We start from the raw sequence: 25,429 nt of genomic DNA, 5'->3' as shown, positions 1-25,429 counted from the left end.
GGCAAGCAGTATGTGTTCTCTTGTCTGGGGCATTGGGCCGTCTGCTGCTGATACTACTAGTATTGCTCCGTCCATCTGGGCTGCTCCGGTTATCATGTTTTTTACATAGTCGGCGTGGCCGGGGCAGTCTACGTGGGCATAGTGCCGGTTTTCTGTTTCGTATTCTACGTGGGATGTGGCTATGGTTATTCCTCTTTCTCTTTCTTCTGGTGCTTTGTCGATGTTGTCGTAGTCTACAAAGTTTGATAGTCCCACATCTGATAATACTCTGGTTATTGCTGCTGTAAGGGTTGTCTTGCCATGGTCTACATGACCTATTGTCCCTATGTTTACATGGGGTTTTTTCCTTTCATATTTCTGCTTTGCCATGTTTATCCTCCTTAATATGTAAAAATATACATAATAAAAATAAATTACAGTTTGTCCATCATTACTACTTATTTTAAACAAAAACCTGCATTATTGCAACTGTTTAAAGTGAATTTTCAAATATATTTGATGCAAAAATGGAGCCCACGACCGGGCTTGAACCGGTGACCTCCGCCTTACCAAGGCGACGCTCTGCCTGCTGAGCTACGTGGGCTTTTGGTTGCGGGGGCCGGATTTGAACCGACGACCTCCGGGTTATGAGCCCGACGAGCTACCAGACTGCTCCACCCCGCGACAAATTTTTTTTGCGTTGAGAGCCACAACACCTGCCGGTGATGTAACGTATTATATTCTAATATAAATTTCATTATTCGTCAAGGTTAAAATTTGTCATCTGCTTCTCCCCGCTAAATGCAACTTAAAATGAATCACTTTTACCTCTGTTAATATGTATTATGCACCCTTCTTTAATTCTTCTCGACCTACTGCCATAGCGGTTTATGAAGAAATTACACTTTTATCAATATATTTCTTATTGATATTACCTATATACAGAAAATAAGCTCGTTTTACTTTAAAAGCTGTAATACTTATAAGTATTACAGCTTTTAGAATTCAATACTGGAGCGGGAAACGGGATTCGAACCCGCGACATTCAGCTTGGAAGGCTGACGCTCTAGCCAACTGAGCTATTCCCGCACATTTAAGATGTAGGTACTAATATCGGATGTCGGGTTTAAAAACTTTTGATTCTCCTGCGCCGATTGTTGCCTTCCAAACATCCTCACTACCTACTGTCCTCTATTCACTATTATGGTGGAGAGAGGTGGATTCGAACCACCGAAGGCGCTGCCAGCAGATTTACAGTCTGCCCCCTTTGGCCAACTCGGGAATCTCTCCATGTGATTTTTATTATAAAAACGAAATTAACTTTAGTCAATAGAAGATTATAACAGTTACCATCGATTAGCCTATGTCCCGAACTTCGAGATACCTTTCAAGTTTCCGCTTTACTCGTTGGAGTGCATTGTCAATTGATTTAACATGACGTTTAAGGTCTTTTGCAATTTCCTGATAGGATTTACCTCCAAGATACGCCATCAATACCTGCCATTCTAGTTTACTCAAAATTTCCCCCATTTTATCCTCAATCTCTTCAAACTCTTCCTGACTTATTATGAGCTCTTCGGGGTCAGAAATTTTTACACCAGAAAGTATATCCAATAATGTTCTATCGGAATCTTCATCATAAAGTGGTTTGTTAAGTGAAACATATGAATTAAGGGGAATGTGTTTTTGGCGAGTAGCCGTTTTAATTGCAGTGATAATTTGCCTTGTTATGCAAAGTTCTGCAAAAGCTCTAAAAGAGGACAGCCTTTCAGGATTAAAATCTCTTATAGCTTTATAAAGGCCAATCATTCCTTCTTGGATAATATCTTCGCGATCCGCACCTATTAAAAAATAAGACCTTGCTTTAGATTTGACGAAATTCTTGTACTTATTGATAAGGTATTCTAGGGCCTCGTGGTCACCATTAGTAGCTTCACATACTATCTCTTCATCGGTCATATCATCAAAAAGCAGATATTCCTCTTTAGGAAGCCCGACATTCAATAAAATCGCCCCCATGAATTTTTAAAAGAGCAATAATAAACCATTACAAATGTTATTATAGCCTATTTCCCCTACAGTAGTCAAGCATTAAGCTTTCCTATTTTCATCAGTCTAGGTCTATTATATGTTTTTCCAGGCGTTCTTTTAGTCCTGGATCAATTATATCTGCCAAAGTCTCTTTTTCCTTTGTTTCGCTTTTTCCCATAGCCTGCCGTTTTGTCCTTATACTGTTTACCTTTTCACGTAATTCCCTGGCCGAAATGCGATGAGCTCCTCTACCCATTACTATCTGTTGTTCTATCCAGTCAGAAGTAGCCACTCTTACTTTTTCCTGCCGGCCAATAGCATCTACAACTTTCTCTATATAATGGTCGGCAGTTTCGCCTTCTTTTGTATAAACAACCTCAACACCATTTATGTTGTAACTGCTTCTCCTGTTTTTATCAACCTGATGTGCATCAAAAACTATTACAACAAAAGTTCCCGTAAATGCCGAATAATCTGCCATGATATCTATCAACTTATCGCGGGCCGACCCTAAGTCGATTTTCTTTGCTTCATCAATCAGCTCAGGCCATGCGTTAATTATATTATAACCATCCACCAATAGATACTCGCTAGATTGTTTGTCCATGGCTTGTTATCCTTTGTCTGAGTATATCGTATCCTAGTATTGATGCGGCTACAGCAGCATTAAGTGAGGTTATATGGCCTCTTAAAGGAATTCGCACCAAGATATCGCACTTTTGTTTTACTAGTTTACCAAGCCCCTTGTCTTCACCACCTATAACAAGAGCAATCGGACCTGTAAGATCTACTTCAAAGTAATTCTTTCCTTCGGCATCGGCACCAATTATCCATAATCCTTGTTTTTTAAGTTCATCTATAGTCCTCGCTATGTTGGTAACTCGAGCTACTTTGACGTATTCAACGGCTCCGGAAGATATCTTTGCAACCGTTGGAGTTATGCCGCATGCTCTGTTTTTTGGTATTATTATGCCATGTGCTCCCATTCCGTCAGCAGTTCGAATAATGCTTCCGAGGTTTTGGGGATCTGTAAGTTCATTTAAAATCAGAATGAATGGGTCTTCATCTAAATCCCGTGCGGTTTTCAAGATATCTTCAACGCTGTAATAGTCTTTAGACGCAACTTTAGCTAAAATTCCCTGATGCCCTGCTGTTTTAGCCATTGATAAAAAAGCCGCCTCATCTATTTCCGAAATCGGAACACCGGTATTCCTTGCTTTTTCAATTATATCCCTTATCAGTCCATGATACTCGCCTTTTTTTATATAAATCTTATTTATAGGTCTACCTGCTTGTAAAGCTTCCCATACCGAATTTCTGCCTTCTATCTGATCATCGTTAATCTTAATCAGCTCCTGCTGTGTAGTAATTTATCATTTTATTGGTGTTATTTCTTTTTTAATCGCAACTTTGCTGCGGTGCGATATCGTTATATGATATAATTAGAAAAGGTTTGTACAAATGATATTTTAATTTTCCAAAAAAGTCAAGGAGGCTGGTTTGATGAAAGTTACAATTTTAGCTCATACACCTGAACCGGAAAAAACCGTGGCGGCTGCAGCACGTCTTTGTTATTCCAAAATCAGTGCAACGCAAATAATGGAAAATTTCAGCCAGGAAAAAGCCACATCATTTATTAAAAAACTTATGGATATGGGGCATATGTCTCCTATGGAACATGTGAGTTTCACTTTTGCCATAGACGGGGTAAGCCGCACTCTATTGGCTCAGATTACGCGGCATCGCATCGCATCTTATTCAGTTCAAAGCCTAAGATACAATAATCCTTTTGATGAAGAGATATCACTGGAAGTTTCCGATGATGATTCTACATCTGAGAATGTAAGTTACCTGGAAGGACTCTTACTGGCTACTAAATTATCAGGTCAGAAAGTCAATGTTAATCCATCTCTTATAGAAAAAAATCATATAAAGGGCCAAACACCGGAAAATATTATTGATTTGCATAAGCCATCATATATTCGCGGGATTTTTGACGGAGCAGGGATGTTATCTGAAAGTCCGGATAATCCGGGATTTTCTATTGCTTTTCCTCTAGAACTTGAATCTATACTTAGGGATACTCATTTTAATATTATTTCGAGTGATACAAAATTATTAATAAAAAACGAATCTGCTTTAAATTTTGTAAGATATATCTATGGAAATCTGGATTTTGCCGTCTCTCTTTACAGCGAGGACAAACTCCTTGGTTTTTGCAATAAAAACGCACAGCTTAATGAGGAAATCCTGTCAATTATGCAGAATTTTATTGATCAGAAGTACTATGCTATGGCTCCAGAAAGTATCTCGAAAAGTACAAAAGCATTGCTTACATATATCAAAGGCCTTGATGCCTGCAAAAAACACTATATTGACTTGATTAGGGCCGGTATCGACCAGGAAGATGCAAGGTACATACTGCCCCTTGGCACTCAGACAAGGTTAGTTATGACAATGAATGTAAGAAGCTTGTATAATTTCTTTAACTTGCGCTGTTGTGAGCGCGCTCAAACAGAAATTCGGCAATTGGCAAATTTAATGCTGGCTGAGGTTAAAAAAATTGCTCCAAGCCTTTTTGAAAAGGCTGGAGCTCCATGTGAAAAATTGGGATACTGCCCTGAAGGTGATTTTGGCTGCGGCAAGTATCCGCCATCAAAATAGGGTTAAGATATTCAAACTATTGCAGGTCTTTATTATATGCCAACAGCAAGATTTCATTTAAACGCCGGTTTTGTCCGGTAAGGTAAAGATACCCCAGCAGTGCCTCAAAAGCAGTGCTGTAATGATATTCCATAATATCGGCATGTTTTGGAATCGTATTAACCTTGGCATTTCTAGCATTTCTTACGATATCTCTTTCTTCTGAGGTAAGTTTTGGTTCCAGTGCCTTCAAGATAGCAGCTTGTGCAGAGGCCTTCACATAGCCCACAGCTTCCTTGTGAAGGTCTCTTACTTTTTTGCCGCTTCCAACCAGCATTGTCCTAATAAATAAGTCAAACACCGAATCTCCTACAAAGGCCAAAGCCAATGCCGATAGCGAATTTGCATCTAATTTGCCGTCAATATTATCTGAAATAATTATCCCTCCTTGGTTTCTACAGCCGTTTCCAGCGAACACCCGCCGGTGTATCCTCTAAAATTATTCCTTGAGCTTTCAGATCATCGCGGATTTTATCAGCAAGTGCATAGTTTTTTTCCTTCCTGGCTTGCTCTCTTTCTATTATTTTTTGCTCAATTTCTTCATCTAATAAGGTCTTTTCCATAAATTTGCCAAAAAGTCCTAACACACTTCCCAGCATAAGTATTGCATCTTTTGTATCGACTATAAGTTTTTTAGGAGAGTTCTCGTCAACAAACATATTATATTCCCTTACTATGTTAAAGAGAGAGGCAATTGCATCGGCAGTGTTAAAATCATCATCCATTGCTTTTATAAATTCATTCTTATTAGTCTTAAGCTTGTTTAGATACTTCTCATCATCCTCTGTAAGGTCTTTGTCCAGTGCTACACTTTCAAGGTGTTCCATGCTGTATATGGCATTGTGCAGGCGTTCTAAGGAGTTTTTAGCCTGTTCCATTAAATCCTGACTAAAATTAATAGGATTTCGATAGTGTGATGATAGCATAAAAAATCTTAAAACTTCGGGATCATAGGTTTTTAATATATCGCGAACCGTAAAAAAATTCCCGAGGGATTTAGACATTTTCTGATTATTGATATTGAGATATCCAACGTGCATAAAAAATCGTGCGAAAGGCTTTCCTGTAGCAGCTTCACTTTGAGCAATCTCATTTTCATGGTGAGGAAAAATAAGATCAGGACCGCCGCCGTGTATGTCAATAGTTTCTCCCAAATACTTCATAGCCATGGCAGAACATTCAATATGCCATCCAGGGCGCCCCTTTCCCCAAGGGCTGTCCCACGCTGGTTCTCCCGGCTTCTGCGCTTTCCACAATGCAAAATCTATCGGATCTTTTTTCTGTTCTCCGGGTTCAATTCGAGCACCAGCCTTCAATTCATCGATGTTCTGATGTGAAAGTTTTCCATAGTCTTTAAATCTGCTGGTTTTGTAGTAGACATCACCATTTACTTCATAGGCATATCCCTTTTCTACCAAAATCTTTATTAAATCAATTATTTCATCAATATGCTCAGTTGCTCTAGGATGCACATCCGCCCGCGTTATCCCTAGTGCATCTGCATCATGAAAATATTCTCCTATAAAGCGCTCTCCCAATTCTTTTACAGTTATACCCTCATCATTTGCCCTTTTTATCATTTTATCATCAATATCAGTGAAGTTTTGGACAAATGTCACATCATAACCGCGAAATTTTAAATAGTTTCTGACCATGTCAAATGTAATAAAAACTCGCGCATTACCAATGTGAAAAAAATCATAAACCGTCGGACCACATGTGTACATTTTTACATGGTTATCTTCTAATGGTACAAATTCTTCTTTTTTTCTTGTAAGTGTATTGTATATTAGCATTTGAATATCCCTCCATATAAGATTTCTAAAGGGCAGTCTCCTGACCGCACCTGTTAGAATAATAAAGGTCTTTATTATAAAATGTAGTATCTTCCGCCATTTTAAAAATATGAATATTGGTTTATCCTGTTTTTGAGTTAAGTTCCTTTTCTAGAAATGCAATCCTCATCTCTAAAGTTTCTATCTTTTTCTGCAAACTCCTCATCATGTCTGCTACAGGGTCTGGAAGAAGGTGATGATTTAAATCTACCTTAGTAAAATCTGTATCGGCAAAGTCTATATTTTGACGAACTACCGCTTTACCTGGTATTCCTACCACTGTAGAATTAGAAGGTACATCTTTTAATACAACAGCTCCGGCCCCAATCTTAGAATTATCGCCGATTTTTACAGGCCCCAGAACTTTTGCTCCCGACCCCACGACAATATTATTACCTAATGTGGGATGTCGCTTACCTTTTTCCTTGCCGGTGCCGCCTAGGGTTACACCCTGATACAGTGTCACGTTATCACCTATTTCGGTCGTTTCACCTATAACTACACCCATACCATGGTCTATGAAGAATCCTTTGCCTATTTTTGCACCCGGATGAATTTCAATCCCAGTTAAAAAACGATTTATCTGTGAAATGAGCCTGGCTATTAGAATCAAATTATGCTTATAAAGGCTGTGAGCAATGCGATGCAGTAAAATTGCATGAAAGCCCGGATAGCACAATACAATCTCTACTACGCTTTTGGCAGCGGGATCCCGTTCAAAGACAACCCTTATGTCCTGTTTTATAGTATCTAACATTCTGCTTACCTCCTATTTTCGTTTTTTCATTTTTCTATGTGAGTACAGATACTCTCCTGAATGGTTAAAGAGCACTCCCTTCGACGGAGCTATATCGATCTTGCAATAAATACCAAAAAGTCCTTCGCCTCATCAGAGGCGAAGGACTCGCGGTTCCACTCTGTCTTATAACTTCAGCTTTAACGGCTACAGCCGCATAACCTCTACTTGATTCAAGGTATGAGCTCTGGGGCGCAATTTCGGTCTTGTCTTCCTTAAAACCGCTTTCAGCCGGTGACGGTTTCTCTCTGCAAGGGGTGTCAAGCCTACAAATCCCTTCAACGCTTCGCTATTTTTTATTTTGTTTATATACTATTAAATTTCTAGTCTAAAGTCAAGTATCTGCTAAAATTTATATTTTTTTTCAATCATACATATAGCTTGTGCAGAAATGCCTTCACCTCGGCCTTCAAAGCCTAATTCTTCTGTGGTAGTGGCCTTTATACTGATCCTATCTATATCCACATCAAGAGTATCCGCAATATTTTTGCACATATTACCAATATAAGGAGACAGTTTTGGCTTTTGAGCGCATATTACCGAATCGATATTGACAACTTGATATCCTGCATCACTTAAAAGTTCTTTTACCTTTTTAAGCAACATCAGGCTGCTTATATCCTTATATATCGGATCATTATCGGGAAAGTGCTTGCCTATATCTCCCAAAGCCGCAGCTCCCAATAAGGCATCGTTTATGGCATGAACCAGTACATCTGCATCCGAATGCCCCAATAATCCCTTTTCAAATGGAATTATCACACCGCCCAGCACAAGCTTCCTACCTACTACAAGTTTATGAACATCAAAACCTAACCCAATTCTCATACCTTACCTCCTGAAATCTCCAAATCCTAGAGCCACAAAGGCTTCGGCGAAAATTATATCTTCCGGCGTAGTAATCTTAATATTTTCATAGGCACCTTCGATAATTTTAACGGACAATCCCATGCGTTCCACCAAAACTGTATCATCTGTTCCATAAAAACCTTCGCTTAAAGCCTTTTCGTAAGCCGCCAGAATAAGGTCATACTTAAAAGTTTGCGGTGTTTGAATGGACCAAAGAGTTTTACGGTCAGGTGTGCTTTTTATTATATTGCCGTCGCCGACAATTTTAATGGTATCTTTTACCGGCACAGCCACACCAACTGCTTTATACTTCATTGCAGCAGTTATGCTTTTTTCTATGAGCTTTATCGGAACAAATGGTCTTACGCCGTCATGTATAACAACAATATCGGTTTGAGGAGGAATTTCTCTCAAACCGTTGTAAACAGAATCTTGGCGTTCTTTGCCGCCTTCAACTAGTTTTACTTTTTTAAATCCATACTTTCGGATTATTTCCTCTCTGGTGTAATCCATATCATCTACACCTGTTACCAGAACAATCGAGCTTATGACATCCATCTTTTCAAATTTATTTAAAGTGTAGTAGAGTATCGGATGGCCTTTTATTGTTAAAAATTGTTTGCTAACACTGCTGTTCATACGTTTCCCATGACCGCCCGCAGCTATTACAGTGCTCACCTGCATAAACAATTCACCTCAAGTTATAAGGATTTAGGCTTTGCAAATATCATCCTTCCAGCAGCGGTTTGGAGCACACTGGTAACCACTACTTCTATGGTATCCCCAATATATTTTTTTCCACCGTCCACCACTATCATAGTTCCGTCATCGAGATAGGCCACGCCTTGACCCATTTCTTTACCATCTTTAATAACCTGAACCATCATTTCCTCGCCGGGGAGTACTACTGGTTTCACAGCATTAGCAAGTTCGTTGATATTTAGCACCTTTACCTTTTGAAATTCAGCCACTTTGTTTAGGTTGAAATCATTGGTAATTATACATCCTTCTAGAACCTGAGCAAGTTTCACCAACTTGCTGTCTACTTCTGCTATATCATCAAAATCACCTTCATAAATCTCAACTTCTATATCCAGTTCCTTCTGTATCTTATTTAAAATATCCAAACCTCTTCTGCCTCGATTTCTCTTGAGAGCATCTGAAGAATCAGCGATATGTCTCAACTCTTCCAGCACAAATCCCGGAATAACTAAAGTACCTTCAATAAAACCCGTTCGACAAATGTCGGCTATGCGCCCGTCTATAATTACGCTTGTATCTAATATTTTAGGTTTTACTAAATTTATAACAGCCGGTTTTTTCTTCTTCTTTTGCAAGGTTCCAAGTGAAGATGAAACGATGTTCGAGAGCTCATCTTTTTTCTTGAGAGCAATACTCGCACCCAAATAGGCCATTATAATGTTAAATATAATAGGGATATACCCACCTATCCAAGGTATGCCAAGAAACGCTCGTGTAAAAAGATTCGCAAGCAAAAGCCCCATTACAGTGCCTAAAAATCCATATAATATGTCCTGCATAGGCGTCGTTTGCAGTTTGTTTTCAATCCAATCTTTAGCCTTTATGCAGGTATTAATAATACGTGGACTTAAAAAATAAAAAATGATTCCAATAATAAGTGCACCTACAAGCTCAACAGCAAGAGTAGGAAGATAGTCCAAACGAAAAAAACCAAGATAGCTATTAAAATAAAGAATCAAGAACATAATCTGAAATCCAATAGCAAAACCAGCAATTGTAATAATAATTCGTGCGGCTTTATTCGCCAATAATGTCACCTCCTGTTTAAATTATAATCATTATAATGATTTTTATTTTACTTTCCAATAATTATATAATAAAAAAACAATTAAATCCACACCATCAAGTAAATTTATGGCAAAATAAAGGCTTCTGTCGAAGCGCAATTTCAAACATATATTAAATTATTCTAGTTTTATAATATACAAAAATAAAAATGCGCTTCAAATGAATGCATTTTCAATCATTTGAAGCGCTTCATCTTCCTGTATGTTTTTACTTAGCACTATCTCGCTTACAAGTATATGTTTTGCATTTTCAAGCATCTTACGTTCGCCGGTCGAAAGTCCTTTTTCTTTATCTCTAAGTGATAAATTCCTGACTACCTCTGCTACTTGGAATATATTCCCGCTTCTTATTTTATCCATGTTCGCTCTGTAACGGCGGTTCCAGTTGGAAGACATTTTGCTCTTTTCTCCGCGTAAAATGTTAAATACCTCACTTATCTCCTCATCCCCGACTACCTGTCGAACTCCTATATCCTCTATGTTGTTTAAAGGTATCATAACTTTCATATCGCCTATGGGCATCCGCATAATATAATATTTTTGCTTTTCACCAAGTATCTCTTTTTCCTCTATAGCTTCTATTACTCCTGCTCCATGCATTGGATAAACAACTTTATCTCCAATATTGAACATCCATGCGTTCCTCCTCAAGATATATATAGTGATATAATAACATATTTTGAGGATTTTGTCAATTGAAATTTTAATTATACTACAAGGCATCAAATGTGTCAATGCTATTTTAAATTTTTTCTTACTTCGCTAAATGCAAGTTAAAATAAAGCAGTAACTTCCACTCCCATCTCATTAAACAGCAGAAATTAGCTTTATAAATAAGGATTGCAATTAACAATATTTATATTTAGCTTTCATTTGACAAACTATATAGCAGATGACTATAATAGAGTCAGACATACTATTACAAGGGGGAATCCAAGTGAAAGACCTTGGCTTGGAAAAATTTCAAGATACTGTTGCCGGCTGTTTAGTAAGACACAAAAGTATTATAGATGTACTTACCAAGATTAACGAAACTTCTGCTAGGGTTAATCGTGCCGTATCTAAATCAGTAACAAGCTGTGGTTGCATACAAATTAATGCAAAAAAACAGCAAGTCCCCGCCGAGATAAGTCTTTATGAATTGGTATCATATATGGATACTCATGTTCAAGGAAAACTTTGTGATGATTGTAAGGAAATAATAGAACAGGAAATAGGAAATCATCTTTTTTATCTCGCAGCACTTTGCAACATCTTAGGCCTTAACATGAAAGATATCATCTGCAACGAAAATGAAAAACTATCGACACTGGGAATATACAACCTGTCGTAAAAAGTGGCAAATACTATGTTTTGCGCTTTAAATGCAAGCAGCTGCTGCATCTCAAGTGTTATCGTGATTTCTAAACAATTTTTATCTTTTCATACAATAGTCATAAAAAAAGAGTGTTTAAGCACACTCTTTTTTATTTTAGACCTATTTCAACAGCTTCCTTAACATTTCTTATGCCTTCAATCTTTATTTTTGGGGATTTTTGCATGTCTATGGCATTTTCATAAGGAATGATAGCTTTTGAAAACCCCAGTTTAGCTGCTTCCTGAACCCTTTTTTCAACATGGCTTACAGCTCTTACTTCTCCAGCCAGGCCCACTTCACCGATTATGACGGTATCTTCCATCACCGGACGGTTTTTAAAGCTGGACGCAATTGCTAATTCTACCGCTAAATCAGCTCCGGGCTCCTCTATTTTTATTCCTCCTGCCACATTTATAAATATATCTTCCTGAGCTAACATAAAGCCTAATTTTTTTTCTAAAACCGCTATTAAAAGAGCTGCGCGATTATAATCGATACCGGATGTCTGCCTCCTGGGCAGGTTAAAACCTGACCGAGATACCAGAGCTTGGACCTCTACCAAAAGAGGTCTGGTTCCTTCTAAAACGCACACTACCGCCGACCCCGCAGTATCTTTCGGCTTACCGGAAAGTAAATACTTTGACGGGCTACTCACTTCTACCAGACCTTTATCCCTCATTTCAAAAATACCTATCTCATTTGTTGACCCAAACCGGTTTTTCACAGACCTTAAAAGCCTATAAGAATGATATCTTTCACCCTCAAAATAAAGGACGGAATCCACCATATGCTCAAGCAGCTTAGGACCTGCCAAACTGCCTTCCTTAGTAACATGCCCTATAATAAATATGGCAGAACCTGTTTCTTTAGCAATCCTTAGGCATTTAACAGTTGCTTCTCTTATTTGACTTACACTTCCGGGGCCTGATGAAAGCTCTGGAAAATACACAGTCTGTATTGAGTCAATAATTGCAACATCCGGCCTCAATTCCTTAATCGCCATCTCAATTATGTTCATATCGTTTTCTGCCAGTATATATAAAGCACCATCTTTAATTCCCAATCTATCTGCCCTAAGTTTTATTTGTTTTTCCGATTCCTCACCAGACACATAAAGTACACTTGTTTTTTTACTTAAATTGCCGCAAATCTGCAACATGAGAGTGGACTTGCCGATTCCGGGATCCCCGCCAACTAAAACGAGACTGCCGGGAACAATTCCCCCGCCTAATACACGATCTAATTCATCTATTGATGTTAAAATCCTCTCATCTTCGGAATAAATTATATCCTTTAAATTCAGCGGGCTTTTATATACTCCGGATACCTTCTCAACAGGTAAAACCTTTTCCTCCACAATGCTGTTCCAACTGTCACATTCAGGACAACGGCCCATCCACTTTGGCGTAATAGCACCACACTTCTGGCATATAAACCTTTTTTTCTCTTTCAAAGTATTCTCCCCCTCAAGCTTTAGGCAGAAGAAAGGCAGCTAAGGCCTTTTTAGGTAAAGGTTGCCTTTGCTGCCTTATGTCAAGCATTAAAATCAAAATTTAGTTGTGGTAAGCTCTTTTTTCTTAAATGTGAACTCATTCTCATCCTCATCGACATCAACTAATACCACATCACCATCTGTAATACTGCCTTTTAACATTTCTTCAGAAAGTCTATCTTCAATTCTCTTTTGAATTACACGGCGAAGCGGCCTTGCGCCATACATGGGATCATAACCCTCTTTGGCCAACACATCTTTAGCCTTATCAGTAACCTCAATGGAAATTTGCTTTTCGGTAAGTCTTCTGTTAACCTCATCAATCATAAGAGTAACTATTTCTCGAATATGTTCCTCGCTGAGAGGATGGAAAACTATAATCTCATCTATGCGGTTTAGGAACTCAGGCTTAAATGTTCTCTTAAGTTCATTTAAAACCATATCCTTCATTTCAGCATAGCTCTTTTCTTCTTCTTGTACTGGAGCAAAACCTAATACCTTAGGTTTTTGTATAAGATTTGCACCTACATTAGAAGTCATAATGAGTATAGTATTTCTAAAATCTACAGTTCGACCTTTTGCGTCAGTTAACCTGCCATCCTCAAGAATTTGCAAAAGAATGTTGAAAACATCCGGATGAGCCTTTTCTATTTCGTCAAAAAGTATAACCGAATAAGGTCTGCGCCGAACTTTTTCAGTTAGCTCGCCGCCCTCTTCATATCCCACATATCCCGGAGGAGCGCCGACAATTCGAGATACTGCAAATTTCTCCATGTATTCAGACATATCCAGCCTGATCATGGCATCTTCATCGCCAAACATTGCATCGGCTAAAGCCCTTGCCAATTCTGTCTTGCCTACTCCCGTAGGTCCTAAGAATATAAATGAACCTATGGGTCTTGCAGGGTCTTTGAGACCGGCATAAGCCCTCCGTATAGCTTTTGCAACAGCCTTTACGGCTTCGTCCTGACCTATGACTCTATTATGCAAAACTTCTTCCAATTTCAGCAGACGCTCTGACTCTTCTTCCGTTAAGCGTTTAACAGGTATTCCCGTCCAAATTGCAACAATATGCGCAATATCTTCCTCTTTTACAGTGGAGTTCTCAAATTTATAGTCTTTTTGCCATAACTCTTTTAATTTTTCTACCTCTGCCTTGACTTCTTGTTCCTTATCTCTAAGGCTTGCTGCTTTTTCAAATTCTTGTGCTCTTATAGCCGCATCTTTTTCCTTTCGAATAGCTTCTAGTTTATCTTCCATCTCACGAAGCTCGGGCGGAGCCGTAAGTGTCTTTAAGCGCACCCGGGAAGCTGCCTCGTCAATCAAGTCAATGGCTTTGTCAGGTAAAAACCTGTCGGTAATATATCTGTAAGAAAGTTTTGCAGCAGCTTCAATCGCTTCATCGGAGATTTTAACACGATGATGTGCCTCATACCTATCCCTCAAGCCCTTCAGTATCTGGATGGTTTCTTCCACTGTCGGTTCCTCCACCATAATAGGTTGAAAGCGACGCTCAAGTGCCGGGTCCTTCTCCACATATTTTCTATATTCGTCGATAGTTGTGGCGCCAATTGTTTGAATTTCGCCTCGAGCCAGAGCCGGTTTGAGTATATTTGAAGCATCGATAGCTCCTTCGGCAGCACCAGCCCCTATAATCGTATGCATCTCATCAATAAAAAGTATGACATTCCCCGCTTGCTTTATTTCTGTCATTACTTTCTTCAGGCGCTCTTCAAACTCACCGCGGAATTTCGTTCCGGCAACCAATGATGCCATGTCAAGGCTTACTACTCTTTTATCCTTTAAAATCTCAGGTACATTTTGTTCAATAATCTGTTGTGCAAGTCCTTCTACCACAGCAGTTTTTCCTACACCCGGTTCGCCTATGAGACAGGGGTTGTTCTTAGTGCGGCGGGTAAGAACTTGTATCACCCGTTCGATTTCCTTCTCGCGTCCCACCACCGGATCCAACTTACCCTCAGCAGCCAGTTCTGTAAGGTCTCTGCCAAACTGATTGAGTGTTGGAGTATTGGCTGATTTCTTATAACTTCCTTGGGCCTTTGAATCCACTAAAAGGTTCAAAACTTCTTCACGAGCTTTATCCAAGCTTACGCCCAAATTAGCCAATACCTGTGCCGCAACTCCTTCACCTTCTCGAATAAGACCAAGTAAGATATGTTCAGTACCTACATAGTTATGACCTAATCTCCTGGATTCATCTATAGCAAGCTCCATTACTCTCTTTGCTCTGGGTGTATAACCGATAGGTCCCTGTATCGGAAAGGGCCCTACTCCTATCATCATCTCTACTTGACTTCTTACTTTATCTGCATCTACACCAAGATTAATCAAAGCCCTGGCAGCAACACCTTCACCTTCTCTTAACAGACCCAAAAGTAAATGCTCAGTGCCCACTACGTTATGATTAAGACGTCTAGCTTCTTCCTGTGCATAGGCAATTACTTTTTGAGCTCGTTCAGTAAATCTTCCGTTCATAATTTCACCTCATTTTCTTATTTTTTGTCTTATAAAGTCCGCCCTATATAAATCCCGTTCCACCGGTGACATTTCAGTATTCGATATTCCCTGGATATAGGCCGGACCGGTTGTAATAAACAAACTATTCAAAACCAATGGCTCTAAATCCTTTATAATCCCCATATCAACACCTAATTTTACATCAGATATATATGCTAAGGCTTCCTGTGATGAAATAATTTTGGCATTTGTCAATATGCCATAAGATCTTAGTATTCTATCCTCTAAACGGACTCGAGCTTCACCGGATAAATTCTCCCTAATTTTGCGTTCACTCATTAATATCTGACGGGTTACACCCATTACATTCTGAATTATATCCTCTTCTGATTTACCTAAGGTTATCTGGTTAGATATCTGGTATAGATTGCCTTTGGCCTGCGACCCTTCTCCATAGATGCCTCGAACTACCAAACCCACTTGAGATATGGTAGCAAATATCTGCCCCATCTGATCCATCATTGTAAGCACCGGCAAATGCATCATTACCGATGCCCTCATGCCGGTTCCTACATTAGTCGGGCAAGCTGTAAGATACCCTATTTTTTCATCAAAGGCAAAATCGAGTTTTGCTTCAAGTAAATCATCAATCTTATCTATTTCTTTAAATGCTTCATCTAACTGCAATCCTGGAAGCATGACCTGTATTCTCAAATGATCTTCTTCATTTATCATTATACTTATTGTTTCATCTTGATTTACAATAACCGCACCATTTTTTGAAGAAGCCAAATCCGGACTGATAAGATGCATTTCCGAAAGCAGTATTTTGTGTTCTTCAGGCAGCTCTGCCATATTATATAATTCGATATTCTGCCCTAAATTTGCATCTGCTCTTAAGGTTTCGTGTACATTCTTTATAATCGTTTTGGCCTCTTGTTCAGGTAGAAGATGAGGAAATGGGATATCATTTATATTGCGTGCAAGTCTAACTCTGCTGCTTATAACTATATCGCTGTCAGGCCCGGGTGAACTTATCCACTTAATATTAGAAGGCTCCATTAGATTTTCTATACCCATCCGACCATCTCCTATTCTGTATCTTTATCTTTATTCTCAGCGTTTTTACTTTGTTCCAGTTGCTTTATTTTATCCCGTATTACCGCTGCACGTTCATATTCTTCTGCATTTATTGCTTCTTGGAGTTCTCCTTTTAACCGATTGATTTCATGTTGTATCCTAAGTTGCCCTCCGGTCCTTCTAGGCACTTTTCCAACATGATAAGTCTTTCCATGTATTCTACGCAGCAATGGATTCATTTGATCTTTAAATGTATTATAACACTGACTGCATCCAAAACGGCCAGTCTGAATAAAATTATCAAAGCTCAAGCCGCATCTATTACATTTAGCATTATCCATAGCATTAGTAAGACTTTGCTCTGTCGGTTCAAAGAAACTTGAGAGCAGTTTGCCTACTGAAAACCCAGCATCATCAAATCCTAAGACACTAAAACCCGTTGGAAGTGAGATATGTTTCTGCTTTGCACATACCTCACAAAGATGCACTTGAAATTTTTCATTATTAACTATTTTAGTAATGTGAATCGTTGCCGGTCTCATCTGACATTCTTCACACAGCATTATTCTTCTCCCCCTTTTCTAGCTTCAAAATCCATTATAGTTGTAATTACGGCTTTCATAATCCGTGCTCGGATTAAGTTGCGGTCAGAAGAACTTAGTGGTAAATTGCATTTACTGACTGTAGCACATAAGATTTCTTTTTCCCTCTCTGTTATTACATCCTCTTCCCACAGCCTCTCAATAATGGCTTTCGCATCGGAGCCGGAAATGGAATCACCAATACATTCAATGACATCCCTTAAAAATTCATCTTCTCTTATTTTTAACTTTTTAATCCTAATATATCCTCCGCCACCTCGGCGGCTTTCAACAAAATAGCCGCGCTCTAAGGTGAAGCGAGTTGTAAGGACATAATTTATCTGAGACGGAGCACACTGAAACTGATTGGCCATCTCATTCCTTTGTATTTCAAGAATTCCTTCCGGCATATCATCAAACATTTCCTTAATAAAATCCTCAATCATATCTGAAAGATTTGCCATAATATCCTCCTCTCTCAAGGATATGATCTGCTTCTAAAATGTTATTGACTTTCTCTGACCTTTACTTATATTATATTTCACCTTAGAAAAATATGCAAGCATTAATCACAATTAAATTTGTTACAAAAAATGCAAGGGAAGACTCTCTGTCCTCCCTTGTTGTACTATTTCCTTTTTTTCTTTAAAGCTGTTATTTCTTCAGAAATCTCCATCAGGCGATTAGTTCTTTCTTCTTGATTTTCAGGAGAAATCCATCCCATTAAGCTTGGAATTATCTCACCGTACATCGTATCATCAGTAAGTCGATCTTCTATAGTGTTATCGACCTTTTCCCCAATAGTATTTCTATCGTTGTTTGGTTTGGAGTCTGTGTGCATTTTTTTGCACACTCTTTTTTGGGCTTTTGCCATACTGTGTCCTCCTTTTTAATGTCTGAACCGGTTTTTATCCGGTCATATACTTTCTTATATTTAAGCTTTTCCTTAAAGTAAAACTTAAATTCAAGAAAGGAGGACACATATTATGGAAAAATTACTCCTTATTGTTTTTAGTTTCAGCTATTATTTTTTCTGCAATCATCGCAGGTACTTCTTCATAATGGCTGAAGGTCGACACAAAGGAACCTCTGCCTTGTGTCATCGAACGCAAGTCAGTAGCATAACGAAGTATTTCCGACATAGGTACCTGTGCTTTAATATGCTGCATACCATCCTTCTGATCCATTCCCAGCACTCTGCCACGGCGCTTATTTAAATCTCCAATAATATCGCCCATGAAATTTTCGGGTACAACCACCGTCAAATCCATAATAGGCTCTAAAAGCGCCGGTTTTGCCTGAAGTGCACCTTTCTTAAAAGCCATTGAGCCTGCAATTTTAAAAGCCATTTCAGAAGAATCAACTGGGTGGAAAGACCCATCATATAAAACGGCCTTTATGCCTATCATAGGATATCCTGCAAGCACACCCTCTTTTAATGCCTCTCTAATTCCTTTTTCAACAGCGGGCACATACTGCTTCGGCACAGCACCGCCAAAGATTTTATCTTCAAACTGAAACTCTTCATTTAAATCAGTTGGTTGAAGTTCAAGCCATACATGGCCATACTGGCCTCGACCACCACTTTGTTTTTTATGTTTGCCTTCAACTTTAACTGTCTCGCGGATAGTTTCACGATACGGAATTTTGGGAAGTTCCAATACAATCTCAGACCCAAACTTATTTGCAAGCTTTGCTGCTAAAACTTCAAGATGTATTTCTCCCATGCCAGAAACAAGGAGTTGACTTGTCTCCGGATCCTTTGAAACTTCAAAAGTCTTATCTTCCTCCATAAGTCTTGCAAGACCCGATGAAATCTTATCCTCATCCCCAGATGACTTAGGCTGTGCAGCTAATGTCAGTACAGGCTTTGGAAAATCAATAGGTTTAAGCAATATGGGATTTTCCTTATCTGCCAGAGTATCATTGGTTGTAGTATACTGCAGTTTAGCCACTGCTGCTATGTCTCCTGCCACAACCTCGGTAATATTTTCCTGTTTTTTGCCCTTCAAAGCATAAATCTGACCAAATTTTTCAGTTTGGTTTTGAGTAACATTATATACTGAAGTATCAGATTTTACACTGCCTGAAAACACTTTAAACAACGTCAATTTACCCACATAGGGATCTGCCATGGTTTTAAATACTAACGCTGAAAAAGGTTCATCGGCACTGCATTTTCTTATAATCTCTTCATCTGTGCCAGGTTTTACTCCTATTTCATCAGGACGGTCTTGTGGCGAAGCTGCATAATTGCAAATTACATCCAATAATAGATTAATTCCCTTATTTGTCAGAGATGAGCCACATAGAATAGGAAATATATCGCCCGAAATTATCCCTTTGCGCAGTCCTTTTTCAATTTCGGCATCGGTTAGTTCTTCTCCTTCCAAATATTTCATTAAAATATCATCATCTGTTTCCGCCACGGCTTCCAACAATGCCGATCTGTATTTTGCCAGTGTATCCTTTAAATCTTCAGGGATTTCACATTCTTTTAGATTCTTATCAGCAAAACTATACGCCTTCTCTGATACTATATCCACGATACCGTTGAAATTCGCTTCAGAACCAATAGGAAGCTGTAGAGGAACCGCCTTAGGACCAAAAAATTCACGAATCTGGTCGAGTACTTTGTTGAAATTTGCGTTTTCTCGATCCATTTTATTTATGAAAAATATGCGTGGCAGATTTGCATCTTCAGCATATTTAAATACCTGTTCAGTGCCTACTTCAACACCAGATACGGCACAAACGGCTATAACCGCATTTTCAACCACTCTAAGAGCGCTTTTTACTTCACCTACAAAATCAAAATATCCAGGAGTATCAATAATATTTATCTTGTTATCTTTCCATTCACAAGGAGCAATTGCATTACTTATAGAAATTCTCCTTTTAATCTCTTCAGGATCATAATCGCAAATCGTATTACCTTCATCAATTTTTCCCAATCGATCAGTGGAGCCTGAATTATACAGCATAGCTTCGGCCAAGGATGTCTTTCCGGAACCACTATGACCAATAAGACCTACGTTCCTTATCATGTCACTTTTATAGTTTTTCAAACCTGATCTCCTCCTCATCTTTAAATGAAATATTGAACTGCTGAAAATTATATAAATATTGCCTAATATATTATTCTACTAATATAAACCGATTTCCTGCTAAATATATTATTGAAAAATGTTTATTCTTAAATTCAATCAAATTTTTCTGTTACTTAATAAAATAATATCATACTCTGCATTCTTGAACAATACGAACCTTATTCTTAACAATAAAAAATAGGATCGGTTTTTTTCCGATCCTATTGCAAAACTATATTTGCGAATAATTAGGGGCTTCCTTAGTAATATATATGTCATGTGGATGGCTTTCTCTGAGCCCTGATGCACTAATTCTTACAAATTTTGCTTTTTTCAGTTCCTGAATATCTTTGGCCCCACAGTAACCCATACCGGCCCGAAGTCCTCCGAGCAACTGATATACGGTTTCAGAAAGCGGCCCTTTGTATGGAACTCGTCCCTCAATTCCTTCAGGCACCAGCTTTTTCATGTTTTCCTGAAAATAGCGGTCTTTACTGCCCTGTTCCATAGCTCCAATAGAACCCATACCCCTATATACTTTAAAGCTTCGACCATTAAATATTTCTATTTCACCCGGACTCTCTTCAGTACCTGCAAACAGACTTCCCAACATGACAGTATCAGCTCCAGCTGCTATAGCTTTTACAATGTCTCCCGAATACTTTATTCCACCATCTGCTATAATAGGTATATTGTACTTTGCTGCTTCCTGCGAGCACTCATAAATCGCCGTAACTTGCGGCACTCCAATGCCCGCTACAACTCTAGTGGTGCAAATAGAGCCGGGCCCCATTCCCACTTTTATAGCATCAGCACCCGCATTTATCAAATCGCGCGTTGCATCGGCAGTAGCTACATTTCCAGCTATAACTTGAAGGTCCGGATACATTTCCTTAATTTTATATACAGCTTCAATAACACCTTTTGAATGGCCATGTGCAGTATCAACAACTACCACATCTGCATTAGCTTCCACCAATGCCTTCAAGCGGTCTTTCATATCGGCGGTTATCCCAACTGCCGCACCTACTAATAATCTTCCCTTTTGGTCTTTTGCCGAATTAGGATATTTGATAGCTTTTTCAATATCTTTGATTGTAATTAAACCCTTTAGATTAAAATCTTCATCAACTATGGGAAGTTTTTCTATTTTGTGCTTCTTTAAGATTTTCATAGCAGCATCAAGGTCCGTTCCCTCCGGTGCCGTCACCAGATTTTCCTTAGTCATAACATCTTTGATTTTTTTAGTTGTATCATCCTCAAAGCGAAGATCCCTGTTTGTAAGAATGCCAACAAGTTTCTTTCCCTCAGTAATCGGCACTCCGGATATCTTATACCTCTCCATAAGCTCTAAAGCATCTCCGATGAGATTTTCCGGAGATAAATAAAACGGGTCAACTATTACTCCATGTTCGGACCTCTTAACCTTGTCCACTTCTAAAGCTTGCATTTCAATAGGCATGTTCTTATGGATTATGCCTATACCGCCTTCCCTGGCGATGGCAATAGCAAGCCGTGCCTCAGTTACCGTATCCATTCCGGCACTTATTATTGGAATATTAAGTTTAATTTTATTGGTAAGCCTTGTAGTAATATTCACGTCTCTTGGCAACACCTCAGATTTTGAAGGTATAACCAAGACATCATCAAAACTTAAACCCTCCTTGTGAAATTTATCCAAAAAATCGCCCCCAATTAATTTTGCTACAATTATTATTCCAAAGTTTATCAAAGTTTAATATCTGTGTCAATAAAAACGCGGAATAACTGCACAGGTTTTTCTTAAGCCTTGATTGACATGTAAAATGTTGGTATAATAAATGCAATAATAAAGGGGAGTAGTTCGGGCTTTTGCCTTTGAAGGCTCAACATGCTGGCAAGACATCTTGCCTGGGCTTTCACCATTTTTGGGAATGAGACCTTTATTCCGGGCGTTGATTTGCGGAATAAAGGTCTTTATTATTACCTTTCCTGATACTTAATACATCAAAACAACTTTATTCTAAAATTTAAGCGAGGTGTTTTTATGGACTTAAAACTTTTTTTCATGGCTTTTGGTATGTTGTTCCTGGCAGAAATGGGAGATAAAACTCAGCTTGCCGTATTTACCTTAGTAACACAGTATAAAAAACCGCTGCCCATATTCCTTGGAGCCTCACTTGCACTAGTCCTTGTTACTCTTATAGGTGCACTGTTTGGCGAAGTGGTATCACGTTATGTTCCCACTGCATACCTTAAACTTGCGGCAGGTATTCTTTTTGTCGGCATAGGTATATTTGTTCTCATTGAAGCTGTGCCTGGAGTTTTGCATCAGCTCGGCCGCGGATGAGTTTAGCTGCTAAAGAAATTAGCCATAAGTCAACTCAATCTATTAACCACATTTGGAATAACCACAGCTTCGACAGATAACGCAGCCGCCTTCGTGCTCGAGTCCATGGCCACATTCAGGGCAGGTGCCTCCGTTTGCTTTTTTTTTAGTAGGATTCGGATTATGCGAACCATCCTCAGGAGTCACCGTTGTTTCTGGATCGGTATCCAAATAACGCTTAATATAGGCCTCATTGGATCCGTTGCCATTGCCGTTTACTATTACATTCTCGCCAATGCTGCGTTCTATGGCCCGCCCTATAGCATCAGGGCATGAAAGCACTTTTATATCTTTATTGTTTGCCATTTGCCGTAAAGTGGAATGGCAGCGAATGCCCTTTAGTTGTTCTACTATAGCTTTTACATCAATTCCTGAACGTAAAGCCATAGAAATAAGGCGGCTAGTGGCTTCTGACTGAGATGGGCAGCCCCCTGCTCGGCCTAAATTGGTAAATACCTCACAGATGCCGTTTTCGTCAGAGTTTACAGTGATATAAAGGTTTCCACAGCCAATCTTTACTTTCTCTGTATTGCCGTAGGTTACACTGGGCCTGGGTCTTGGTTTTATTTTATAACGTGCAGGCCTTTCTTTTTTTGTACCTTTATTTAAAACCTGTTCCTGCCTGCTTCCGTCTCTATAGATTGTAACGCCTTTACAGCCTAGATTATAAGCCATCATATATACGGTTTTAACATCTTCCCGAGTAGCACTGTTTGGAAAGTTTACGGTCTTAGATACGGCATTATCGGTGTATTTTTGGAAAGCCGCCTGCATTTTTATATGCCATTCCGGCTTAATGTCATGTGCTGTAACAAAAACTCTTTTTATTTCTTCGGGCAATTCATCTATACCTTGGAGAGTTCCCTGAGTTACTACTTTCTGCATCAGTTCTTCACTATAAAGGCCCTGCTCTTTAAGAATCTGTTTGAAAATCGGATGAACTTCTACCAATCGCTGGTTGTCCATTACGTGGCGTTCAAAGGCTAGGGCAAATATAGGTTCAATACCGCTGGAAACTCCCGCAATAATACTTATAGTTCCTGTTGGCGCTATTGTGGTAGTAGTAGCATTTCGAATGCGCATGCCCTTTTCCTTATATATGCTCTTTTCCCAATTAGGGAAAACTCCTCGCTCTTTTGCAAGCTCGCAAGATGCATTTTTAGATTCATTATCAATAAAGCTCATTATGGCTTCGGCAGTTTTTACCGCCTCATCGGAATTATACGGAATACCCAGTTCTATCAGCATATCGGCAAAGCCCATCACGCCAAGACCGATTTTTCGATTAGCCTTGGTCATTTCCTCAATTTCCTTTAAGGGATACAGGTTTACATCGATTACATCGTCTAAAAAGCGCACAGCCAGGTGTACCGTTTCCTTTAAACTTTCATAATCAATTGTATTTTTATTACCGGATTTTTTTATAAATTTCGCAAGATTTATAGAACCTAAGTTGCACGACTCATAAGGCAGAAGGGGTTGTTCACCGCAGGGGTTCGTGCTTTCAATATCCCCAATTGCCGGAGTAGGATTGTCCTCATTCATCCTATCGATAAATACGATTCCCGGCTCGCCATTGTTCCATGCCATGTCCACTATTAAATCAAAGACTTCCCTTGCCCTAAGTTTTCCTGTGGGTTTTTTCGTGTGTGGGTCGATAAGGTCATAATTTCCATCTGCTTTCAGTGCTTCCATAAACTTATCGGTAATAGCCACACTTATATTAAAATTGGTAATTTCCTTATCATCTTTCTTGCATTGAATAAAATCCAGAATATCCGGATGGTCCACCCGGAGTATGCCCATGTTGGCACCCCGGCGCGTGTTATGGCTTATAAAGCCGGCTGCAATATAAGTATTATTATCAGGTACCGAAAGGTCCAGTGTAAACGCTTCATCGTCCTCAACAGTTTCAACCCTATCATAAAACTGATTATTTTCCAGGAACCATTTGAGCGGGCTTTCAGCAACTTCCGGATATTTCTCAGCCAGGTAACTTAACCTGCTGCGATTTAGATTCCTCGGTGCCGCCACCTTAGGCAAATAGTGCTGTATATCCCTATAAAGCTCCCGGTTGGCACCTAGGTCCATCCTTTCATGACCGCACCCCTTACCCGGGCCGTCGTAAATTTTGGCAAAGACTTGCTGTTGATTAGGTATAATATCATTAAATTCCAAAGCTCTATTATCAATCACTTCCAAGCGATCATTTTTTGCCGTAGAAATAAATCCTATCCTGTCTCTAAATATCACATAACCCTCTTGTGTAATTAGGTTAAGCCTGTATATTGGATTTTTGCCAAGAAAGTCCTGTCGGTCAATGTTGATGATTGTTCTGGAAGGAATGCCAAGAGATAATAACAGTTCTCTTACTCCATCGACCAATTCCTTTGAAATGGAATATAATGTCACATAACCTTCCTTACTTACGGTTCCATCTGCGCTAAACAGTCCTCTCAAAAAACCCGTAGCAAAATTGAATCCTGCTCGAAAAGCTATCTCAGGCACTTTTACATCCATGGAAGAAACTTTATCAACACCGATGTGTTTCAGCCAATGGGCAAGGACCGTGGAATTATAAAATAGATTTGAACTCTTGTCTCCCGGCTTTTTGTTTATAACCGGCTCTATGGAAAAAAGTTTATTGCCCAAGGATATTATCCTATCAAAAACTTCCGGTTCATCATCGGCAACGGAAAATATCACCTGACCGGTACCTCTTTCATTGAAACTGAAACTGCCATCACCTATAAAGTAACCTATAAACTCGCCAAGGTCTTCAGAAGGTTCCTGAGGCAAAGTTATTTCCTTGGCATTAAAATGTGACTCATATTCAAAATCCGGTAACCGGTAGTCAGTGATCTCGGGATATGTATTTTTCTTAAGGGCTAACCAATCACCTTTTTTTATATCTTTTGCGTGTTTCCAAATATAGTTGCCGTCACTGTCGATTACCCGGAGC

23 protein-coding genes, 4 tRNA genes and 1 pseudogene are annotated in these 25,429 nt (G+C 39.1%); 4 read left to right on the top strand and 24 right to left on the bottom strand.

Features of this window, described 5'->3' with window-relative positions; genetic code table 11:
• The 8 genes from BUC45_RS09305 to rlmB all read right to left on the bottom strand — a co-directional run.
• Nucleotides 1–369, bottom strand: a 369-nt coding sequence (locus BUC45_RS09305; RefSeq protein ID WP_296971832.1) for a GTP-binding protein, incomplete at its 3' end; no start/stop codon positions are given.
• 138 nt (nt 370–507) lie between these two features.
• Nucleotides 508–583: transfer RNA gene (locus BUC45_RS09300), tRNA-Thr, on the bottom strand.
• A 3-nt stretch (nt 584–586) separates the two neighbouring features.
• Nucleotides 587–663, bottom strand: a tRNA-Met gene (locus BUC45_RS09295).
• A 328-nt stretch (nt 664–991) separates the two neighbouring features.
• A tRNA-Gly gene (locus tag BUC45_RS09290) sits at nt 992–1,068 on the bottom strand.
• Between the two features lie 115 nt (nt 1,069–1,183).
• A tRNA-Tyr gene (locus BUC45_RS09285) sits at nt 1,184–1,269 on the bottom strand.
• Between the two features lie 66 nt (nt 1,270–1,335).
• Nucleotides 1,336–1,998, bottom strand: a complete 663-nt coding sequence (gene sigH, locus BUC45_RS09280) for an RNA polymerase sporulation sigma factor SigH (protein ID WP_366750064.1) — start codon at nt 1,996–1,998, stop codon at nt 1,336–1,338.
• Nucleotides 1,999–2,089: 91 nt separating this feature from the next.
• The gene (locus BUC45_RS09275) at nt 2,090–2,617 is read right to left on the bottom strand and encodes an NYN domain-containing protein (protein WP_296971827.1); all 528 of its coding nucleotides are present in this window, start codon (nt 2,615–2,617) and stop codon (nt 2,090–2,092) included.
• The gene (gene rlmB, locus BUC45_RS09270; RefSeq protein ID WP_296971831.1) at nt 2,601–3,338 is read right to left on the bottom strand and encodes a 23S rRNA (guanosine(2251)-2'-O)-methyltransferase RlmB; all 738 of its coding nucleotides are present in this window, start codon (nt 3,336–3,338) and stop codon (nt 2,601–2,603) included. Before rlmB ends, BUC45_RS09275 begins: the two co-directional genes overlap by 17 nt.
• Nucleotides 3,339–3,513: 175 nt before the next feature.
• Here rlmB and thyX (BUC45_RS12050) point away from each other — a divergent pair.
• Together thyX (BUC45_RS12050) and thyX (BUC45_RS12045) are read left to right on the top strand one after the other, a co-directional pair.
• Nucleotides 3,514–3,798: pseudogene (thyX, locus tag BUC45_RS12050) on the top strand (FAD-dependent thymidylate synthase); the annotation flags it as partial.
• A 219-nt stretch (nt 3,799–4,017) separates the two neighbouring features.
• Nucleotides 4,018–4,674: an FAD-dependent thymidylate synthase gene (gene thyX, locus BUC45_RS12045; RefSeq protein ID WP_015295777.1), complete on the top strand. Its 657-nt coding sequence runs from the start codon at nt 4,018–4,020 to the stop codon at nt 4,672–4,674.
• A gap of 16 nt (nt 4,675–4,690) precedes the next feature.
• On the opposite strand, the gene BUC45_RS09260 is transcribed toward thyX (BUC45_RS12045), so the two are convergent.
• The 7 genes from BUC45_RS09260 to BUC45_RS09230 all read right to left on the bottom strand — a co-directional run bounded on the left by BUC45_RS09260 (nt 4,691) and on the right by BUC45_RS09230 (nt 10,655).
• Nucleotides 4,691–5,131, bottom strand: a complete 441-nt coding sequence (locus tag BUC45_RS09260; RefSeq protein ID WP_013779212.1) for a ribonuclease III domain-containing protein — start codon at nt 5,129–5,131, stop codon at nt 4,691–4,693.
• Nucleotides 5,109–6,509, bottom strand: a complete 1,401-nt coding sequence (gene cysS / locus BUC45_RS09255) for a cysteine--tRNA ligase (RefSeq protein WP_296971825.1) — start codon at nt 6,507–6,509, stop codon at nt 5,109–5,111. The genes BUC45_RS09260 and cysS overlap by 23 nt, the downstream gene beginning before the upstream one ends.
• 121 nt (nt 6,510–6,630) lie before the next feature.
• The gene (epsC, locus tag BUC45_RS09250) at nt 6,631–7,305 is read right to left on the bottom strand and encodes a serine O-acetyltransferase EpsC (protein WP_296971823.1); all 675 of its coding nucleotides are present in this window, start codon (nt 7,303–7,305) and stop codon (nt 6,631–6,633) included.
• Nucleotides 7,306–7,689: 384 nt separating this feature from the next.
• Entirely contained in the window at nt 7,690–8,172 is a 483-nt protein-coding gene (ispF, locus tag BUC45_RS09245; protein WP_296971820.1) for a 2-C-methyl-D-erythritol 2,4-cyclodiphosphate synthase, read from the bottom strand.
• A gap of 3 nt (nt 8,173–8,175) precedes the next feature.
• Nucleotides 8,176–8,877, bottom strand: a complete 702-nt coding sequence (gene ispD / locus BUC45_RS09240; RefSeq protein ID WP_296971818.1) for a 2-C-methyl-D-erythritol 4-phosphate cytidylyltransferase — start codon at nt 8,875–8,877, stop codon at nt 8,176–8,178.
• 17 nt (nt 8,878–8,894) lie between these two features.
• Nucleotides 8,895–9,920, bottom strand: a complete 1,026-nt coding sequence (locus tag BUC45_RS09235) for a PIN/TRAM domain-containing protein (protein WP_366750066.1) — start codon at nt 9,918–9,920, stop codon at nt 8,895–8,897.
• Nucleotides 9,921–10,178: 258 nt separating this feature from the next.
• On the bottom strand, nt 10,179–10,655 hold the full coding sequence (locus BUC45_RS09230; RefSeq protein WP_013779218.1) for a CarD family transcriptional regulator: 477 nt from the start codon (nt 10,653–10,655) through the stop codon (nt 10,179–10,181).
• A gap of 304 nt (nt 10,656–10,959) precedes the next feature.
• Between BUC45_RS09230 and BUC45_RS09225 the strand changes: the two genes are divergently transcribed.
• On the top strand, nt 10,960–11,355 hold the full coding sequence (locus tag BUC45_RS09225) for a hypothetical protein (protein ID WP_013779219.1): 396 nt from the start codon (nt 10,960–10,962) through the stop codon (nt 11,353–11,355).
• Between the two features lie 133 nt (nt 11,356–11,488).
• Here the strand turns inward: BUC45_RS09225 and radA are convergent, their stop codons facing one another.
• The 8 genes from radA to guaB form a co-directional block, all read right to left on the bottom strand.
• Nucleotides 11,489–12,832, bottom strand: coding sequence for a DNA repair protein RadA (radA, locus tag BUC45_RS09220; RefSeq protein WP_296971815.1), 1,344 nt, complete (start codon nt 12,830–12,832; stop codon nt 11,489–11,491).
• A gap of 93 nt (nt 12,833–12,925) precedes the next feature.
• Entirely contained in the window at nt 12,926–15,367 is a 2,442-nt protein-coding gene (locus tag BUC45_RS09215; protein ID WP_296971813.1) for an ATP-dependent Clp protease ATP-binding subunit, read from the bottom strand.
• A gap of 9 nt (nt 15,368–15,376) precedes the next feature.
• Nucleotides 15,377–16,429 carry a protein arginine kinase gene (locus BUC45_RS09210; RefSeq protein WP_013779222.1) on the bottom strand — a complete coding sequence of 351 codons (1,053 nt, stop codon included), beginning with the start codon at nt 16,427–16,429 and terminating at the stop codon, nt 15,377–15,379.
• Between the two features lie 11 nt (nt 16,430–16,440).
• The gene (locus tag BUC45_RS09205) at nt 16,441–16,992 is read right to left on the bottom strand and encodes a UvrB/UvrC motif-containing protein (RefSeq protein ID WP_296971811.1); all 552 of its coding nucleotides are present in this window, start codon (nt 16,990–16,992) and stop codon (nt 16,441–16,443) included.
• On the bottom strand, nt 16,992–17,474 hold the full coding sequence (locus BUC45_RS09200) for a CtsR family transcriptional regulator (protein ID WP_296971809.1): 483 nt from the start codon (nt 17,472–17,474) through the stop codon (nt 16,992–16,994). Before BUC45_RS09200 ends, BUC45_RS09205 begins: the two co-directional genes overlap by 1 nt.
• Nucleotides 17,475–17,638: 164 nt before the next feature.
• The gene (locus BUC45_RS09195; RefSeq protein WP_296971807.1) at nt 17,639–17,884 is read right to left on the bottom strand and encodes a hypothetical protein; all 246 of its coding nucleotides are present in this window, start codon (nt 17,882–17,884) and stop codon (nt 17,639–17,641) included.
• A 121-nt stretch (nt 17,885–18,005) separates the two neighbouring features.
• Entirely contained in the window at nt 18,006–20,078 is a 2,073-nt protein-coding gene (gene fusA, locus BUC45_RS09190; RefSeq protein WP_296971804.1) for an elongation factor G, read from the bottom strand.
• Nucleotides 20,079–20,331: 253 nt separating this feature from the next.
• Nucleotides 20,332–21,780, bottom strand: coding sequence for an IMP dehydrogenase (gene guaB, locus BUC45_RS09185; RefSeq protein ID WP_296971801.1), 1,449 nt, complete (start codon nt 21,778–21,780; stop codon nt 20,332–20,334).
• 345 nt (nt 21,781–22,125) lie between these two features.
• Here guaB and BUC45_RS09180 point away from each other — a divergent pair, with 345 nt between their 5' ends.
• Complete coding sequence (locus BUC45_RS09180; RefSeq protein ID WP_013779228.1) at nt 22,126–22,428, top strand: TMEM165/GDT1 family protein; 303 nt, start codon at nt 22,126–22,128, stop codon at nt 22,426–22,428.
• Between the two features lie 42 nt (nt 22,429–22,470).
• Here the strand turns inward: BUC45_RS09180 and BUC45_RS09175 are convergent.
• Nucleotides 22,471–25,429: adenosylcobalamin-dependent ribonucleoside-diphosphate reductase (locus BUC45_RS09175; RefSeq protein WP_296971798.1), on the bottom strand; the 2,959-nt coding region annotated here is incomplete at its 5' end.

It is taken from the genome of Tepidanaerobacter sp. EBM-38 (assembly GCA_001896545.1).
Lineage (GTDB): Bacteria > Bacillota > Thermosediminibacteria > Thermosediminibacterales > Tepidanaerobacteraceae > Tepidanaerobacter.
This window is presented reverse-complemented; position numbering and strand designations above follow the sequence as displayed.